Source organism: Shimia biformata (assembly GCF_016888515.1).
Lineage (GTDB): Bacteria > Pseudomonadota > Alphaproteobacteria > Rhodobacterales > Rhodobacteraceae > Shimia_A > Shimia_A biformata.
On record NZ_JAFEJK010000001.1, the window covers coordinates 2,669,605 to 2,685,250 of the forward strand.

The 15,646-nt window shown below is 61.4% G+C and carries 16 protein-coding genes and 1 other RNA gene; 8 read left to right on the top strand and 9 right to left on the bottom strand.

Annotated features, from left to right (window positions below; all coding sequences use genetic code 11):
- Positions 1-7: 7 nt before the first annotated feature.
- From JQ863_RS13040 to JQ863_RS13055, 4 genes are read right to left on the bottom strand one after another with little or no spacing between them, the layout of a single operon-like run.
- Positions 8-1,099 carry a dimethylsulfoniopropionate demethylase gene (locus tag JQ863_RS13040; protein WP_204114595.1) on the bottom strand — a complete coding sequence of 364 codons (1,092 nt, stop codon included), beginning with the start codon at positions 1,097-1,099 and terminating at the stop codon, positions 8-10.
- A 1-nt stretch (position 1,100) separates the two neighbouring features.
- Positions 1,101-1,616 carry a DinB family protein gene (locus tag JQ863_RS13045; protein WP_338055521.1) on the bottom strand — a complete coding sequence of 172 codons (516 nt, stop codon included), beginning with the start codon at positions 1,614-1,616 and terminating at the stop codon, positions 1,101-1,103.
- Positions 1,617-1,621: 5 nt separating this feature from the next.
- Entirely contained in the window at positions 1,622-2,332 is a 711-nt protein-coding gene (locus JQ863_RS13050) for a DUF1326 domain-containing protein (RefSeq protein WP_204114596.1), read from the bottom strand.
- A 3-nt stretch (positions 2,333-2,335) separates the two neighbouring features.
- Positions 2,336-3,148 (bottom strand): DUF2182 domain-containing protein, encoded by an 813-nt coding sequence (locus JQ863_RS13055; RefSeq protein WP_204114597.1) that lies wholly within the window; start codon positions 3,146-3,148, stop codon positions 2,336-2,338.
- Between the two features lie 83 nt (positions 3,149-3,231).
- On the opposite strand from JQ863_RS13055, the gene JQ863_RS13060 reads away from it, so the two are divergent.
- A complete protein-coding gene (locus JQ863_RS13060) occupies positions 3,232-3,981 on the top strand; it encodes a FadR/GntR family transcriptional regulator (RefSeq protein ID WP_204114598.1) in 750 nt (249 codons plus the stop codon).
- 57 nt (positions 3,982-4,038) lie between these two features.
- Positions 4,039-4,671 carry a M23 family metallopeptidase gene (locus tag JQ863_RS13065; RefSeq protein WP_204114599.1) on the top strand — a complete coding sequence of 211 codons (633 nt, stop codon included), beginning with the start codon at positions 4,039-4,041 and terminating at the stop codon, positions 4,669-4,671.
- Between the two features lie 19 nt (positions 4,672-4,690).
- On the opposite strand, the gene JQ863_RS13070 is transcribed toward JQ863_RS13065, so the two are convergent.
- Positions 4,691-5,578, bottom strand: coding sequence for a hypothetical protein (locus JQ863_RS13070; RefSeq protein ID WP_204114600.1), 888 nt, complete (start codon positions 5,576-5,578; stop codon positions 4,691-4,693).
- Positions 5,579-5,683: 105 nt separating this feature from the next.
- Here JQ863_RS13070 and ssrA point away from each other — a divergent pair.
- The 4 genes from ssrA (at position 5,684) to JQ863_RS13090 (ending at position 8,812) form a co-directional block, all read left to right on the top strand.
- Positions 5,684-6,037: a transfer-messenger RNA gene (gene ssrA / locus JQ863_RS13075) on the top strand.
- Between the two features lie 215 nt (positions 6,038-6,252).
- Complete coding sequence (locus tag JQ863_RS13080) at positions 6,253-6,945, top strand: hypothetical protein (protein WP_204114601.1); 693 nt, start codon at positions 6,253-6,255, stop codon at positions 6,943-6,945.
- A gap of 61 nt (positions 6,946-7,006) precedes the next feature.
- Positions 7,007-8,260, top strand: a complete 1,254-nt coding sequence (chrA, locus tag JQ863_RS13085; protein WP_420826273.1) for a chromate efflux transporter — start codon at positions 7,007-7,009, stop codon at positions 8,258-8,260.
- A gap of 81 nt (positions 8,261-8,341) precedes the next feature.
- Positions 8,342-8,812, top strand: a complete 471-nt coding sequence (locus JQ863_RS13090) for an SspB family protein (RefSeq protein ID WP_204114602.1) — start codon at positions 8,342-8,344, stop codon at positions 8,810-8,812.
- Here the strand turns inward: JQ863_RS13090 and JQ863_RS13095 are convergent.
- Entirely contained in the window at positions 8,809-9,693 is an 885-nt protein-coding gene (locus JQ863_RS13095; RefSeq protein WP_204114603.1) for a LysR family transcriptional regulator, read from the bottom strand. The two genes, JQ863_RS13090 and JQ863_RS13095, sit on opposite strands and share 4 nt — an antisense overlap.
- Positions 9,694-9,817: 124 nt before the next feature.
- Between JQ863_RS13095 and JQ863_RS13100 the strand changes: the two genes are divergently transcribed.
- On the top strand, positions 9,818-10,288 hold the full coding sequence (locus JQ863_RS13100) for an SRPBCC family protein (protein ID WP_204114604.1): 471 nt from the start codon (positions 9,818-9,820) through the stop codon (positions 10,286-10,288).
- Positions 10,289-10,292: 4 nt separating this feature from the next.
- On the opposite strand, the gene JQ863_RS13105 is transcribed toward JQ863_RS13100, so the two are convergent.
- Positions 10,293-10,862 (bottom strand): hypothetical protein, encoded by a 570-nt coding sequence (locus JQ863_RS13105; RefSeq protein ID WP_239113284.1) that lies wholly within the window; start codon positions 10,860-10,862, stop codon positions 10,293-10,295.
- 219 nt (positions 10,863-11,081) lie between these two features.
- Here JQ863_RS13105 and fumC point away from each other — a divergent pair, with 219 nt between their 5' ends.
- A complete protein-coding gene (gene fumC, locus JQ863_RS13110; RefSeq protein ID WP_204115159.1) occupies positions 11,082-12,476 on the top strand; it encodes a class II fumarate hydratase in 1,395 nt (464 codons plus the stop codon).
- Positions 12,477-12,705: 229 nt separating this feature from the next.
- Here the strand turns inward: fumC and JQ863_RS13115 are convergent, their stop codons facing one another.
- Positions 12,706-13,890 (bottom strand): hypothetical protein, encoded by a 1,185-nt coding sequence (locus JQ863_RS13115; RefSeq protein ID WP_204114605.1) that lies wholly within the window; start codon positions 13,888-13,890, stop codon positions 12,706-12,708.
- A 314-nt stretch (positions 13,891-14,204) separates the two neighbouring features.
- Positions 14,205-14,984 carry a hypothetical protein gene (locus JQ863_RS13120; RefSeq protein ID WP_204114606.1) on the bottom strand — a complete coding sequence of 260 codons (780 nt, stop codon included), beginning with the start codon at positions 14,982-14,984 and terminating at the stop codon, positions 14,205-14,207.
- Positions 14,985-15,646: the final 662 nt, after the last annotated feature.

Below are 15,646 nucleotides of genomic sequence, written 5' to 3' on the forward strand. Positions count from 1 at the left end.
ACAGGGCTCAGGTCCAGAATGTTTCCCGGACGGTTGCCCTGCGCATGCCGTCCTGCGTTTCGATCTCAAGCGTGGTTCCCGGCGCCCAGTGGCTGCGGTCGACCATGCCGATCGACACGTTGGTCTTGAAATCCGGCGACCAGCTTGCCGATGTCACCTGACCAACCTTCCTGCCACCGGCCATCAACGGCCACGCCCGGTCAATGGCCGGGATCGGGTCGCCGTGAATTTCAACGGGGCGGATCTGCCGTTCCGGTTCCGCCCGCGCCATCAGCCCGGCCTTGCCGATATAGTCGCGCGGTGAATTGACGAATTTGCCCAAGCCCGCCTCGAACGGGGTGTTTTCCTGACGAATGTCATTGCCATAGCTCAACAGGCCGCCTTCAACCCGTTCTTTCGTCGAGGGGCAACCCGCCCGCACGTTCAAATCCTGACCAGCGGCAAACAGCGCGTCCCAAAGCGGCATGCCGATGTCCGAGCCTTCGATATAAATCTCGAACCCACCCTGCTTGGAGTAGCCCGAGCGCGCGATCACAAGGTCGCGCCCCTGAAACGGCAGGCGCTTGTAGCGGAAGAAGCGGATATCGCGCACCGCGTCGCCAAAGACCCGCGCCATCAGGTCGTCGGATTTCGGCCCCTGCACCCCCAGCGGGCTGACATCGGGTTCCCAGACCCGCACATCCAGCCCCAAGGCATCCGCCACCCCGGTCACGTAAAGGATGTAATCGCTATCGGCGACCGAGATCCAATAGTGATCCTCGGCCAGCTTTACCAGGACCGGATCGTTCAGCATGCCGCCATTGCGGTCGATGGCGGGCATATAGAAACACTGGTCATCGGCCATCCGGTCAAGGTCGCGCGGGCTGAGAAGGTCCATCAGCGCCCGCGCATCCGGCCCCTGAACCGCCACCTGCCGTTCACAAGCCACGTCCCAGACCTGAACATGGCGTTTCAGGTGGTGGTAATCCTCTTCCTCACTGGCAAAGACCGATGGCAGGATCATGCGGTTATAGACCGAACAGACCGTCATCCCGGCGGCGTTCACACCGTCGCTGAAGGGCGTGCGGCGCACGCGGGTCGAGGGGAAGATCGACGCCATTTCAGACCTCCTCTGGCATCAGGAACAGATCGGTGTCGCCGGGGGTTTGCCCGGCGGCAGTCAGCATCGCGTGGACCTGCCCGCGATGATGGGTCTGGTGGTTGAACATATGGGTGACGCACAGGGCAACGGGTTTTGACACCTCGCGCCCCGCCGCGCCCGAGAACCAGACAAGATCTCCGGCAAGATCGAGGTTATGCAGCCCCCCGGCCCATTGCCTTATGCGGCCATCCATGCGGAACCGGTCCGCGCTCCAGACCGCGAAAGTCGGGCACAGATCGGGGCTTTCCCTGATCCCGCCCCTGGGGGCCGGGCCGCCGTCAAAACGGCTCATCCAGATCATGTCACCCCACAAAAGGTGGTTCAGCGTCGCCAGGATCGAGCCGAAAAACGCGCCGCGGTCGGTGCGCAACTCGGTCTCAGTCATCCCCGCGCAGGCGGTCTGAATCTGACGGTTCTGCCAGGCATTGTAACGCGCCATGGTGCGACAGAACTCGGGAGAGATCATCGCGGCCATCTCCGTCAGACCCGTCCGGGGCCGGTCCAGTGGATCGGGATGATATCCGCCGACTTGCCCTCGAAATCCCAGACCCAGCCATAGTCCATGACCTTGGATTTCAGCCCGACCGCCGGGTAGATCGTCGGCCCCATCCAGTATTGCGTGTTTTCCATCGACACCGGCACGTCGGGGTTCTTGCCGGGGATCATTTCGATCTCGCCGCGGATTTTGCGGCCCACGGTGATCTTGCGGCGGCGGCCATCGCGTTCGATCAGCACCTTTTCGCGCTCCGCCCCGATGATTTCCGAAACAAGGAAGTTGAAGACCCCGGTGTTGCCGCCCGCCGTACCCGACAGGATCTGCAACAGCCCGTTATAGGCCTTGCCGCTGGCGCTGTCGTCGACATAGGCCGCCACGCGCCAGCCGCCTTCGGCCATGCGTCCGGGAATGTCGATCAGCAGCGCACAGTTCAGCCCCGACAGGTCTTCGCCCTCGAAATGGCCCTCGTCGATCTGCAGTGCGAACCACGTCTGGCAATAGCCGTATGTGGGCGGGTGCTTGCCCAGCGAGATCCCGCAGGGGCAGACCACCTCGCACGAGCAGTTCATGAACAGCTCACCCTTGATCTCCCATTCGGTGGGGGTCATGCGGCGGCGGCGCGGATTGTCCAGCCGGTTGTCGATACGCTGTGAAACCGGCAGTTTCTCGGCCTCGGGCCGTTTCTTGATCGCCATGTCCTATCCTCCGTAAAACAATTGCGGCGCGGCGAGGATCACCACGCCCCCCGCGATCAGCATAACGCCCATCGGCTTCATCACGCGATGGCCGATCTCGGGCAGTTTCTCCAAAACCATGAACAGCGTGGCAAGGCCCATCCACAACAGGCTCATCACCCCGCCGACAAATCCCAGTGCCATGAACCCCCAGCAGCAGCCGACGCAGAATGCGCCAAGCCCCAGCCCCATGCGCAGCCCGCCCAATCCGCCGGGTCGCCATTTGCCGATGAAATACATCATCGGGCTGTGACAGACGCCGTGGCAGACCTCCTTGGCGCGGGTGAACTGGAACGCGCCCACCGCGATCAGCAGCCCGCCGCCAACCCACGGGGATTTGGCGATCCCCAGCATGTCGATCACGCCGCCGTAAAGCAGCGCCAGCTGCGCGCCGGCAATCACGGCGGCAAAGCCGATCCACGCGATCAGGTAGCCCGCCAGCACGCCAACCCAGCCCGCAAAACCGGCGCCGTTTCCCCGGACGCTTTTCATCAGCCCCTGATAGGTCTGCAGCGTCGGCACCATCGTCGGCAGCATCATCGCCGCCATCATCACCGACCACATCAGGAACAAGGGCCAGAAATTGGCCATCGGCATGTACATCGGCATGCGCGGATCCATCTGGCGCATGGCTTCGGCCATCGGTCCGGGGCGTCCGATCAGGTCAACCCCCATGCCGGTCGCCATCGCGTAGAGATACCACCAGGCCGCAAGGATCGCGCCAAAGAACCCCAGCCAGAAGACCGCCCTAAACGAGATCATATCGACGCGCAGCATGTATCCTCCCCAAGACGCGACTCGTCCTTTGACACTTTAATGTCAGACATTTAAACTTGCCGCAAACAATAAATGTCTGACAAATGAAAATCGATCCAAAATCCCGCGCCGACCTGTCGGCCCAGATCGCCAAGGCGATCCGCGACGCCATCATCTCGGGCGAGATGATCGTCGATGAACGCCTGCCCAGCGAGGCCGAGCTTGCCGACCAGTTCGAGGTCAGCCGCCCCACCGTGCGCGAGGCGTTGAAACGGCTGGCGGCGCAGAACCTGATTCGCACCCAGCGCGGCGCGACCGGGGGCGCCTTCGTGCGCCGCCTGCGCTATCAGGACGCATACGCCCAGCATATCACAACCTCGACCCTTCTTTTGTCGATGAACGCGGTGGATTTCGAGACCGCCTGCGAAGCGCGTTACGCGCTGGAACGGGCCTGCGCGCCGCTGTCAGCCCAGCGCCGGACCCCTGACCAGTTGGCGACCATGCGGGCCGAGATCCACCGGCAGGGGCAGCCGGGCCTTTCAGACGAGGTGTTCTGCGACAGCGACGTCGCCTTCCACCGCGCCTTGGTCGATGGCGCCGACAACCCGGTCCTGTCCTACCAGCTTGCGGGCGCGGTCGAGGCGATGCAGCCCCTGATGAACATGATCACCTTCACCGCCCGGTCGCGGGAAGAGATCATCGCGCTGCACACCCGGATTGCCGACGCGATCGAGGCCGGGGACGCGGGCGCGGCGGATGCGGCGCTGGCGGAACTCACAGCCTATACGCTGACATTGGGCCAACAGGCGATGGCGGCGCGGGATGCGGCGCGGCACGGCACCGACGCGACCTGATCCTGCCTTGCACCTCTGCGGACCTCGGCGCATGGTGCGCCCCGGAAAGGAGTCCCCATGCGCCCGTTCACGCCCCCTGCCCTTGCCGCACTTGCGGTTCTTCTTGGTCTTGGTGCCTGTGCCCAGACCGAATACGGCGTGTCGGCGGCCTATTCGACCGAGGCGGTTGACCCGCCTGCCGTGACAGTCCCGGCCAATGCGCCGTCAATCTTCCAGCAGTTCCGCCGCCTGACCCATGACAACGAAGCGCGGGGCAAGGAAGGCGATCATATCGGCATCGACATTCGCGGCCCCAAGGGGTTTCCCATCCTTGCCGCCGCGCCGGGCGTGGTGGTGAAATCCTATTTCGAGCCGGGCTATGGTCAACGGGTCGAGATCGACCATGCCCCGGATGCAAAAGGCCGGGTCTATCGCACCCGCTATCTGCATCTCTCCAGCCGGGACGTGACCGAGGGCGACCACGTCGCGCGGGGGCAGCAGATCGGCGGCATGGGCAACTCGGGCACGTTTTCAGGCGGACTGACCCATCTGCATTTCGAACTGTTCCTGAAATGGGACAATGGCTGGATCGAACCAACCGACCCCAACCTGCGCTGGTATGACGGCGTGGGCCGGGTGACCTGTTTTGACCCCGCGCGCCAGAGCGCGGGAACCGGGGCGGGCTTCACCTATCCGGTGCCGTGCCGCTGAACTGCCTTCCCTGACCCGATCAGAACCGCCAGCCGAGATAGGCCCCGACCAGCGTATCGTCACCCTCGTGCATCCCCGCAGCCGTCAGCGAAATACCGCGTTCAAAATCGGCCCGCATGCTGAGGCCGGTGCGGTTGGGCCATGCACCACCGTCGCGCATGTCGTGAAACGCGGTGAAGGAAAAGCGGTCTGTGGCCTGCCATGACGCCGCCAGCTCGACCATTGAACCGCCGCCGTTGGCATCGGCGTTGAAGGCGGCGACGGACAGGATGACCGGGGACAGATCGGCGGCAAGTTTCACCTTGCCGTTGACCTCTGTCCCGCTGTCCTCGACCACCTCGACCGCGCCTTCCAGACGGAAAGCACCTCGGGCGAAGGCCCCGGCGACGCTGGCGGCAGTCACCTCGTGGTCGGGCTCGTAATGCACCGACGCCGCAACCTCTGCGCCCCCAACATCACCCCGGACCGTGACACCGAAGGGAATGAATTTCTTTTCGGTCATGGTGGCGAAGGTCAGGAACGAGTGGGTTTCGTCGATCCGGTCCAGCGCCGCGCGGGGCAGCGCCCCGATCAGCGCGCCGTTGACCACCGCATCATAGGCAGGGCGCGGGATGCCCGCCTCGATCTTCCAGCCGGATGCCCCCTGCCAGAACAGCGCACCATAGCTTTCGTGCTTTTTGCCGACGACGCCAAGGACACCGGCCGTCAGACCGAAATCCCCCCGGCGCAATGCCAGGTCGAAATCGCCAAAGGCAAACTTACGGCCCGAACCGGCATCATCCACCCCGAGGGCCGCCAGCCCGTCGGCCTCGAACGAGACGCCCCAGTGAAGCGAATCCGCCGCCGCAGGCAATGCGGCGATGGCGGGTGAAACGGCAATCAGGGTTGTGGCAAGAAACGCACGCAAAACAATGTCCAAACAGCAGAAAATCCACGAATGGCAAAGCCAATAGCCCGGTTCACGCGCCAAGCGCAATATGTCCGGCTGACGCACGCGGCATTCCGCCTGCTTCCCCTTGCGCCCACCGCCGTCCTTGCTTACATATTGAGCGTTCCCTTCGGGGGACTATGGACATAAACGCGCTCGTAATAAGCGGATCGGACCCGGGGGCGGTACCCGGCGGCTCCACCAAAACCCCTTCATTTGAGGGCAAATGGGGCCGAAATAGGATCGACGGACGTCTAAAGGGGTTAGCTTTGTCTCGGCGGGGTACCACCGTTATTGGTCCAAACAGTACAATTGCAAATGACAATCGTGCTCCGGTAGCAGTCGCTGCGTAAGCAGTGCCTAACACCGAAAACTAAGCCCTCTCGCCTAGCCGCGTGAGGCGGGGCCCGCCGGAGCCTGGCAACAGAATCCGGCACTTCCTTTCACTCATTCAGGCACATGGCAACGGAAGCCTGCACTTCCCCTCCAAACCAGCTTCCGCATCCCGGCAAGACGCCTCTGCGCCGCACATGCGCCAAAGGGGTTTGGTGCAACAACCCTGCAATGCCGGCGCTTTGATATCAGGAATTTCTGGCCGGATAAGGGCAACTGTGCTTCACTGCTGCCAAATCAGGGTGGAAGGGACGGATATCATGGCCAAGATCACAGGACCGGCGCTTGTGACTGCGTTGATGACCGGGCTGACGACGGGGCTGATAGCCGCGCCGATGGCTGCCATCGCCGAGGACGCCATGCAGCCCCCGCTTCCCGTCACCAATGACTCCAGCCCCTGGTCCTTCAGCCTTGGCCTGTCGACAGTCGGGATTACCGGTCAGGTTGCCTATCAGGTCAACGACAGGTTCCGGCTGCGGGGCGTGGTCGGGCGGGCCCCGCGCATCCGCGGCAGCGAAAACGAATCCGGCATTGACTATACCGTCGACGCCAGGATCGCCGGCGTGTCGCTTCTGGGTGACTATTTCATCGGCGGCTCGAATTTCCGGCTGACCTTCGGGGCCTTCCTCTCTGGGTCAAGCCTGACCGGAGACGCCAGCGGCCCGCTGACCGTCGGGGACGACGTCTATAACACGACCATCCAGGCCAAAGCCACTTTCGCCCGCGAGGTCGCGCCGATCCTGGCGCTTGGGTTCGATGTTCCGATGGGCAAGAACACGACCTTCGTGGGCACTGCCGGCTATATCTTTACCGACGGGCTGACCACCAACATCACGGTCATCGCCGGAGATCCCGTTGATCCCGATGACATCGTGACCGAAGAAGGCCAGCTGAAAAACAGCATCGGTCCAGGCTATCCCTTTATCGAGCTGGGTGTGCTGTTCACCTTCTGAGCCCGCCAGATCAGGGCAATCAGCACTTGAACACGCACACCCGTCATGATCCACCCATGCCATGTCGATGACCCAGACACCAACCCTTGCCGACATGGTCCGCGTCTATGGCCGCATCGGGCTGTTGTCCTTCGGCGGCCCTGCCGCGCAGATCAGCCTGATGCACAAGGAACTGGTCGAGGACCGGCCGTGGATGGAGGAAAAGCAGTTCCTTGGCGCGCTGTCGTTCTGCATGTTGCTGCCGGGGCCGGAGGCGATGCAGCTGGCAACCTATTCCGGCTGGAAGCTGCGCGGCTGGCCGGGCGGTTTGATCGCGGGGCTTTTGTTCGTGCTGCCCGGTGCGGCGGTCATCTTCCTTCTGGCCGCGCTCTATGTCCGGTTCGGTCCGCTGCCGCTGGTGCAGGATGGGTTTCTGGGCGTCAAGGCGGCGGTGGTGGCGATCATCCTGACGGCGCTGGTGAAACTGTGGAAGAAGGTGCTGCACGGCTGGCCCAACCGCCTGATCGCCCTCTTTAGCCTTGCTGCGCTTTTTACCGGCGCCCTGCCCTTTCCGCTGGTGATCCTGATTGCGGGGCTGGCCGGGGCGGTCATGGGGGGCCGCGACGACCAACACGCCACGCCCGCGCATCGCGCCAGCTGGCGCAGCACCGTAGGCACCGTTCTGTTCTGGGGCGCGCTCTGGGCCTTGCCGGTCGCCTATGTCGCGCTGAGCGGCCATAGCTTCCTGCTGCAGATCGCCACGTTCTTCTCGACCCTTGCGGTGGTCACTTTCGGCGGTGCTTATGCGGTGCTGGCCTATATGGTGCAGACCGTCGCCAGCGATCACGGCTGGCTGACCACCGCGCAGATGATGGACGCGCTGGGGCTGGCCGAGACCACGCCCGGCCCGCTTATCCTTGTCACCCAGTTTGTCGCCACGCTGGCCGGTCAGGCGCAGGGCGGCGCGGGGTTGGCGCTGGTGGCGGGGGTGCTGGCCTTGTGGTGTACCTTCGTGCCCTGTTTCCTCTGGGTCTTCGCCGGGGCCCCGCATGTCGAGATCCTGCTGGCGCAACCGCGCCTGCGGGCGGCGCTGGACCGGATTTCGGCGGCGGTGGTGGGCGTGATTGCCAACCTGTCGCTGTGGTTTGCCATACACCTCTTGTTTGCCCGCACGCAGATGACGGCGCTTGGCCCGGTGCCGGACTGGGCCACGCTTGATCCGCGCGCCCTTGTGCTGGTCGGCGCGGCGCTTGCCGGGGGCTTCCTTGTGCGCCTGTCGATGATCCGGCTGCTTGGTCTGATGCTGGGGCTTGGCCTTCTGGCCGGACTGCTCTGAGACGCAAGTTTTTCCACCGGCCCCACTTTCGTTTCCCTGCGAATCTTCTTAGGCTTGAGCGCAAGCAAAGAGAGGCCCCTCATGTCCAGCATGATCGACTATGGCAACCTGATGCATCGCGCCATGCGCAAGCTGATACAGGACGTGCTGAGTGACGTTGAGGCCGATGGCCTGCCGGGTGACCACCATTTCTTCATCACCTTCGACACCCATCACCCGGACGTGAAAATGGCGGACTGGCTGAAAGACCGCTATCCGGGCGAGATGACGGTGGTCATGCAGCATTGGTATGACAACCTCGAAGTCACCGATGACGGGTTTTCCGTCACCCTGAACTTCGGTGACGCGCCCGAACCGCTCTATATCCCCTATGACGCGATCAAGACCTTCGTGGACCCGTCGGTCGAGTTCGGCCTGCGCTTTGAAACGCAGGACAGCGACGATGATGACGATCCCGACGACGGTGACGAAATCCCGGACGATATCGAGGTCGAAGAGGATACCCAGAAACCCGAGGCCGAGGTTGTCAGCCTCGACAGTTTCCGCCGCTAATTCCGCCCCGCGATTTCCGCTTTCCGCGCCACAAGCGCCTCGGCGAGATAGTCGACGAACAGCCGCACGCGCGCCGTGCGCCTGAGATCGGAATGCAATAGCAGCCAGATCCAGCGGTTCGGTTCCACTTCGGTGCCGGGCATCTCGACAAGGTCAGGGTCACGGGCCGCCATCAGCGCGGGCAGGTATCCAAATCCCATGCCGCCCCGGATCATCTGGTATTGCATCACCACTTCGCGTGCCATGTGATGCACCCGTGCCCGCGCATAAGGCGTCTTGGTGATCCAGCGCGCCACATCCGGGTTCTCGGCCCATGACACCCAGTCCAGCCCTTCGCCCTGCGGACCAGCGTTGGGCAGGTGCTGGTCCAGATAGGTCCGTGCGCCATAGATCCCGACCCCGGTCTGCACCACCTTGCGGCCCACCACGTCCTGCGTCACCTCGTATGCCACCCGTACCGAGACATCGGCCTCAAGCCGGGCAAGGTCTTCGAACCGGTTGGTGACGCCGATCTGAAGCTCGATACCGGGATGACGTGTGCTGAAGCCTGACAGGATTTCGGGCAGGATCGTATAGGCCAGAACCGGCGGCACCGACACGCGGATGACACCCTTGGGCTGTCGGTCCAGCCCCAGAAGCCGCGCCTGCGCCCCTATGACGGCATCCTCGGCGGTTTCCGCCATCGGCAACAGCGCCTCGCCCGCCGGGGTCAGCACCATGCCGCTGCGGGTGCGGTGAAACAGCGGCGCGCCAAATGCGGCCTCAAGCGCACGCACCTGCCGGTCAACGGTGGCGTGGGTCGCGCCGGTGACCACGGCCGCGCCGCGCAGACTGCCGGCGCGGGCAACGGCAAGGAAATAGGGAAATCCGGTCCAGTCCATGATCTGTCCTTACCAGGGGATCGGGTGCCCGAATGTAACATATTCACCCCACCCTGTAACGGTTTTCGGCATTTCGTCTTGTATCCGCGCCACCTATTTCAGGACCACAGCAAGGAGGAGAGCCATGCCACACGTCATCTTGAAACGCGTCATCAACGCCCCCGTCGCCAAGGTCTGGGAAAGCTGGGACGACTATGCCCATATCGAAAAGTTCAACCCGAACCTGTCGGCGTCCTATCTGGTGAACCAGTCGCAGCCCACCGGCCTTGGCGCCGAGCGTCAATGCGACCTCAGCGACGGCAGGAACTTCATCCAGGAACGGATCATCGACTATGTCCCGAACCGGCGCATGAAGATCGAGATCTTCAACGGCACCCTGCCGGTGCGCGACACCTTTGCGACGATCGAGATGCAGGAAACCGGACCAGACCGGACCGAGGTCACGTTCAGGATGGAATTCGTGCCGAAATTCGGGCTGATCGGGCGGATGATGGTGCCGATGATGAAGCCGCAGTTCCGCAAGCTTCTGGGCCGGTTGCTGGACGCAAACAAGGCTTATGTCGAAGACGGCGTCGAGATCATGCGCGCCGCCTGACCGCCTATTGACGTGCCAGGAACGCCACCACGGATTTCTGCGGGAACCCGTCATGGACCCGCAGGAATTCAAGGTTCATGCCGCCATCCGTCAGGGTGCGGTCATATTGCTGCATTTCATAACCGCCGTTTTCGTTGATATAGAGCGAATAGACGGTCAGCGTGTCCCCGACGATCCGGCCCCAGACATAGGGGTCGCCCTTCATCGGGTCCAGCTGCTCGGCATGGCCGAACATGTTGCGCTGCATGGCGGCGGCGAAAATGTCGTCACGGTCCGTCGGCTCAAACTCGACCGAGTATTCCTTTTCCTTGCGCCGGCCATCGGATTTGATCGTGGTCGAACTCCAGGTCACGATAAACCCTTTCTTCGTCCTCTCGATCTTGACCCCCATGTCGCGGGTTTCGACCTTGCCGTCGGCGCTGACCAGTTCGGCGGTGCCGGAATAGCTGCCGACAAACCGTTCGACAGCGTCACTTGCCAGCACCATCGCCGCACCGAACAGCCAAAGGACGGACGCCAGCAAGAGCCGTGACAGGACCGGGTTGGACATGGGACGCGCGATGGCTTTGGTCATCGGAAAACTCCTTCAATATGGCGTCAGCCTAGCGGTCCGGCGGGGCAAATCAATGGCCCTTGCACGAAGAAGTGAACATTTCGGCGTCATTCCTCTGGCCGGGCCGCGTCCAATGCCCGCAGTCCTTGGTATTCCACGGTATACAGCATTGCACTTTCCCGCGCTTGGGGTATGAAACACGCAAACCTTCTGCCCCATCTACTGCACGGAGCCTGCACGATGACCCAGACCCGCACCGAAACCGACAGCTTTGGACCGCTGGAAGTTCCTTCCGACAAGTATTGGGGCGCACAGACCCAGCGCTCGATCATGAACTTTCCCATCGGCTGGGAAAAACAGCCCGTCGCCATCGTGCGCGCGCTGGGTGTGATCAAGCAGGCCTGCGCGATGCAGAACAAGGCCACAGGCAAGCTGGACGCGAAACTGGCCGACGCCATCATCCAGGCCGCATCCGAAGTGGTCGCGGGCAAGTTCGACGACAACTTCCCGCTGGTGGTCTGGCAGACCGGGTCCGGTACCCAGTCGAACATGAACGCCAACGAGGTGATCGCCAACCGCGCCATCGAGATTCTCGGCGGCGTGATCGGCTCGAAAGACCCGGTTCACCCGAACGATCACTGCAACATGGGGCAATCCTCGAACGACACCTTCCCCACCGCCATGCACATCGCCACCGCGATGTCGGTGCGCGACGTGCTGATGCCCGGCCTGACCAAGCTGGCCGAAGGGCTGGAAGCCAAGGCGGAAGAGTTCAAGGACATCATCAAGATCGGCCGCACCCACACGCAGGACGCGACCCCGCTGACGCTGGGACAGGAATTCTCGGGCTATGCGCACCAGATCCGTCAGGGCATCAAGCGCGTCGAAGCGGCGCTGCCCGGCATCTATGAACTGGCGCAGGGCGGCACCGCCGTCGGCACCGGGCTGAACACCCAGAAGGGATGGGGCGAGGCCGTGGCCGCGAACATGGCGGAAATCACCGGCCTGCCCTTCGTCACCGCCCCCAACAAGTTCGAGGCTCTGGCCGCCCATGACGCCATGGTCTTCATGTCCGGCGCATTGGCCACGGTTGCGGGCGCGATGTACAAGATCGCCAATGACATCCGCTTCCTCGGCTCCGGCCCGCGTTCGGGGCTGGGCGAGTTGATCCTGCCGGAAAACGAACCCGGCTCGTCGATCATGCCGGGCAAGGTGAACCCGACCCAGGCCGAAGCCATGACCCAGGTCGCCGCCCATGTAATGGGTAACAATGCCGCGATGACCTTTGCCGGAAGCCAGGGCCATTTCGAGCTGAACGTCTATAACCCGATGATGTCCTACAACCTGTTGCAATCGATCCAGCTTCTGGGCGACGTCGCCGACAGCTTCACGACCCGCATGCTGATGGGGATCGAGGCCAACAAGCCGCGCATCCAGAAGCTGATGCAGGAATCGCTGATGCTGGTCACCGCGCTGGCCCCCACGATCGGCTATGACAACGCCACCAAGGTCGCGAAAACTGCGCACAAGAACGGTACCACGCTGAAGGAAGAGGCCATCGCGCTTGGCTTTGTGGACGAAGAAACCTTCGACAAGGTCGTGCGCCCCGAACAGATGATCGGTCCGAAAGACTGATCATAAGCAAATGCTGAAAACGGGGGCCATCGCGCCCCCGTTTTTTGTTGGTTGTGGTCCAAATACCTGGCCCAGTGTCCGACGTCAGGAATGCAGGAAGAACAGATCCTGATCCAAGGACATTTGACCGGGCCTGGCCCCCTGAGTTTTGACAATTCCCGGAACCACGCAGCCCCTTTATCCGCGACTGCGATCCAATTCCCGACGCCCCGAAAATTCTTGCCTCGGCTTATTGTCGAACGCCAACGACAAGATCATCCATCACCATCTGCCAATAGTGCAGCGTGTGTACCCTGACCTTTGTGACATTGGACATGTGCGGTGCGTAAACGACCGGAGCATATGCGCTCAGTTGCACATGATCTGTCGCGACTTTCTCATCTCCGCGCCAAAACTCGAAGATTGCGGTTTCACCCTGGGCAGGCGGCCATGCAACGGCAAGATTCACCTGAACAAAGTCGAAGCCATCGGGATGCGAGATGCTCGCCGGGTGGCCCGAACTTGTATATGCCACAAAGCTTCCCGAAGTAGCCCCGTTGACATACCCTCTGCTGCCGCTCGGAAATGAGTTTTTGATGCTATTGATATTGAACCACTTCAAGCCACCGTACCCGGATGGAACTTTCCTGAGCCAGTTGGCAGAAATATCATCGAAGGTGAGCGTCGATTGCGCGCCTTCCATCCCGGAACCAGGTTTCAGCGTACCCAGGGTCACAGGGAACTCGGCAATCTCGACGGTACGTGACACGTCGCCCGCCGTCAGGACATAGGTGCCGCGCCTGGGGACCACGACTTCAAACTTGTTCCCGTCACGCGCCACTTCCTGCAATGGGAAATCTGGGCCCGAGATCATCAATTTGTCTTCGGTCTCCAGAACGCCACTGATTGATTTTTGCGGGACAAGTCCGACGGGTTCCATCATCTCGACCAGCCCGCCCCCCATGCTTGCTCCGGGGACATCGATGAAGCGCCGGGTTTGCAGCGTGTTATTGGATGTGACTGTCCAGCCTTCCGGGATCAGGGCCTCAAATGTGTAATCACCCAGTTCATAAAGCGCGGTGCCAGGCACGACACGGGATCCCGGAAAATTGGCAAACCCGTTTTCATTCGCCGTGGCGCGCCAACGCTCGACACCATCTTTGGCGAGAACAAAAACAATGCCCGCCAGTGGCTGGTCCCCCAAATCATAGTCGCCGTTTTCGTTACGATCCATGTATGAAAAAGACGACATGTTGAACGTTTCAGCGGTCCGATCCCACACTTCACGTGGTTCATAAGGGCTTTGAGAGACTGCGGTTTCCGCCCAAAGGCCCGCAATCAGACCAATCGGCAAGGCCAGCAAAGACCGCCTGATTTTTGAGATGACTAATCCGTTTTTCATTCGAAGATTCTTTTTGTTGAAGGGCTTGTCCATGTCCGTCGCGCTTCAGAAGGATCACCGATTGCATGAACGATTGCAATGACAAGGCTTGCCACGGGCCAAGGCGCTTTTGCCTAATGACCTTTCAGCGACGTGCCGCCAGATCAATTGCGTCGGTCGAATGTGTTTGCGGGCCATTGGGGGCGCAGTCTTTCGAAGCGACGAACAAGACACACTGGGTTGCCGCTAAAAAAGGCTAGCCAAACCCGAAAGATCAGCTAGCCCTTTTGCTTTCATGGCCAAGCGGCTTTCACGACCGCCGCCAAATTGACGGTGGATTCAGCGATCTAAGCCGTTGCTGCTGTTGTTTATGTTGCCGCCGTTACCGCCGTTGCCGCCGTTACCGCCGTTACCGCCATTGCCGCCGTTACCGCCGTTACCGCCATTGCCGCCGTTACCGCCGTTGCCGCCGTTACCGCCGTTGCCGCCGTTGCCGCCATTGCCGCCGTTACCGCCGTTACCGTCTCCATCGTTTCCGGAGTTCTCATTGCCTTCGGAGTTCCCGCCGCCGGTACCGTCACCTCCATTGGTTCCGTTGTTATCCGTATTTGGACCCTGGCCTTGTCCTTGGCCCTGGCCTTGTCCTTGACCCTGACCTTGGCCTTGACCTTGTCCTTGGCCCTGACCTTGACCCTGGCCTTGTCCTTGACCTTGTCCCTGGCCCTGACCTTGACCCTGGCCCTGACCCTGACCTTGTCCTTGGCCCTGACCTTGACCCTGGCCTTGTCCTTGACCTTGTCCCTGGCCCTGACCCTGACCTTGACCCTGGCCTTGACCCTGGCCCTGACCCTGACCTTGTCCTTGGCCCTGACCTTGACCCTGGCCTTGTCCCTGGCCCTGACCCTGACCCTGACCTTGTCCTTGGCCCTGACCTTGACCCTGGCCTTGTCCTTGACCTTGTCCCTGGCCCTGACCTTGGCCTTGTCCTTGACCCTGGCCTTGGCCCTGACCTTGACCCTGACCTTGTCCTTGACCCTGACCTTGTCCTTGACCTTGTCCTTGACCCTGACCTTGTCCTTGACCTTGGCCTTGGCCTTGACCAGGATTCCGTCTCGGACCCTGCCCCTGACCTTGACCTTGACCATCATCTACATACGCAATCGGCGCAGTTCCGAGCCGGGCTACAATGAGTGGAATACAGGCATTGTCTGGATCTTGTTCAATCAAAGTTTCCAACTTCGCTTGCATCTCCCGACGGGTATCGACATTCAAATACCGATCACAGTCGTCCGCCACTTGTTGGGAATGAGCTTGAGTTGCTGACGAAAATGCTGCGACGGATGCCAAAATTGCCATCGTAGACACAGACGAAAAAAAGGCGCCGTTGCTAAAAAAGCGAAGGAGCATAACTAACCTCCAGAGAATAATTCAGATAACTGCATCTTAACACGGCGAATTTCTTTGATCGGTCGAATCTGCGGAATGAGAAGTTTTTCAACGTAAGCGCGAATTTCCAGCGAGCTTCACAAGAAATTGCCGAAAACGCTTTTGGGTTTCTTACAATCATTCCCACTAAGGTTGAGTATAGACGTGAGGCTCCCTCATTGGTTGCGAAGTCTTTGTGCCGCACGCGATTCGATAAGCACCCTTTTTGCCATCAACATCCTCGTGCCGCCTCCGCCTCTGGCACTGCAAAAAAGCTGTGCGGTGTATTGGATCAACGCGCGGCAGGGATTGCATTGCCTTACCGTGTCAACGTGAAGCAAACGCCACAAGCCTTTGACAATGTGCCGCGGTTTGACTTTAGGCC

Coding starts and splice junctions, on each gene's coding strand:
- JQ863_RS13040 (WP_204114595.1), bottom strand. CDS start 1,099: ATGGCGTCGATCTTCCCCTCGACCCGCGTGCGCCGCACGCCCTTCAGC.
- JQ863_RS13045 (WP_338055521.1), bottom strand. CDS start 1,616: ATGGCCGCGATGATCTCTCCCGAGTTCTGTCGCACCATGGCGCGTTAC.
- JQ863_RS13050 (WP_204114596.1), bottom strand. CDS start 2,332: ATGGCGATCAAGAAACGGCCCGAGGCCGAGAAACTGCCGGTTTCACAG.
- JQ863_RS13055 (WP_204114597.1), bottom strand. CDS start 3,148: ATGCTGCGCGTCGATATGATCTCGTTTAGGGCGGTCTTCTGGCTGGGG.
- JQ863_RS13060 (WP_204114598.1), top strand. CDS start 3,232: ATGAAAATCGATCCAAAATCCCGCGCCGACCTGTCGGCCCAGATCGCC.
- JQ863_RS13065 (WP_204114599.1), top strand. CDS start 4,039: ATGCGCCCGTTCACGCCCCCTGCCCTTGCCGCACTTGCGGTTCTTCTT.
- JQ863_RS13080 (WP_204114601.1), top strand. CDS start 6,253: ATGGCCAAGATCACAGGACCGGCGCTTGTGACTGCGTTGATGACCGGG.
- chrA (WP_420826273.1), top strand. CDS start 7,007: ATGTCGATGACCCAGACACCAACCCTTGCCGACATGGTCCGCGTCTAT.
- JQ863_RS13090 (WP_204114602.1), top strand. CDS start 8,342: ATGTCCAGCATGATCGACTATGGCAACCTGATGCATCGCGCCATGCGC.
- JQ863_RS13095 (WP_204114603.1), bottom strand. CDS start 9,693: ATGGACTGGACCGGATTTCCCTATTTCCTTGCCGTTGCCCGCGCCGGC.
- JQ863_RS13100 (WP_204114604.1), top strand. CDS start 9,818: ATGCCACACGTCATCTTGAAACGCGTCATCAACGCCCCCGTCGCCAAG.
- JQ863_RS13105 (WP_239113284.1), bottom strand. CDS start 10,862: ATGACCAAAGCCATCGCGCGTCCCATGTCCAACCCGGTCCTGTCACGG.
- fumC (WP_204115159.1), top strand. CDS start 11,082: ATGACCCAGACCCGCACCGAAACCGACAGCTTTGGACCGCTGGAAGTT.
- JQ863_RS13115 (WP_204114605.1), bottom strand. CDS start 13,890: ATGGACAAGCCCTTCAACAAAAAGAATCTTCGAATGAAAAACGGATTA.
- JQ863_RS13120 (WP_204114606.1), bottom strand. CDS start 14,984: ATGATGGTCAAGGTCAAGGTCAGGGGCAGGGTCCGAGACGGAATCCTG.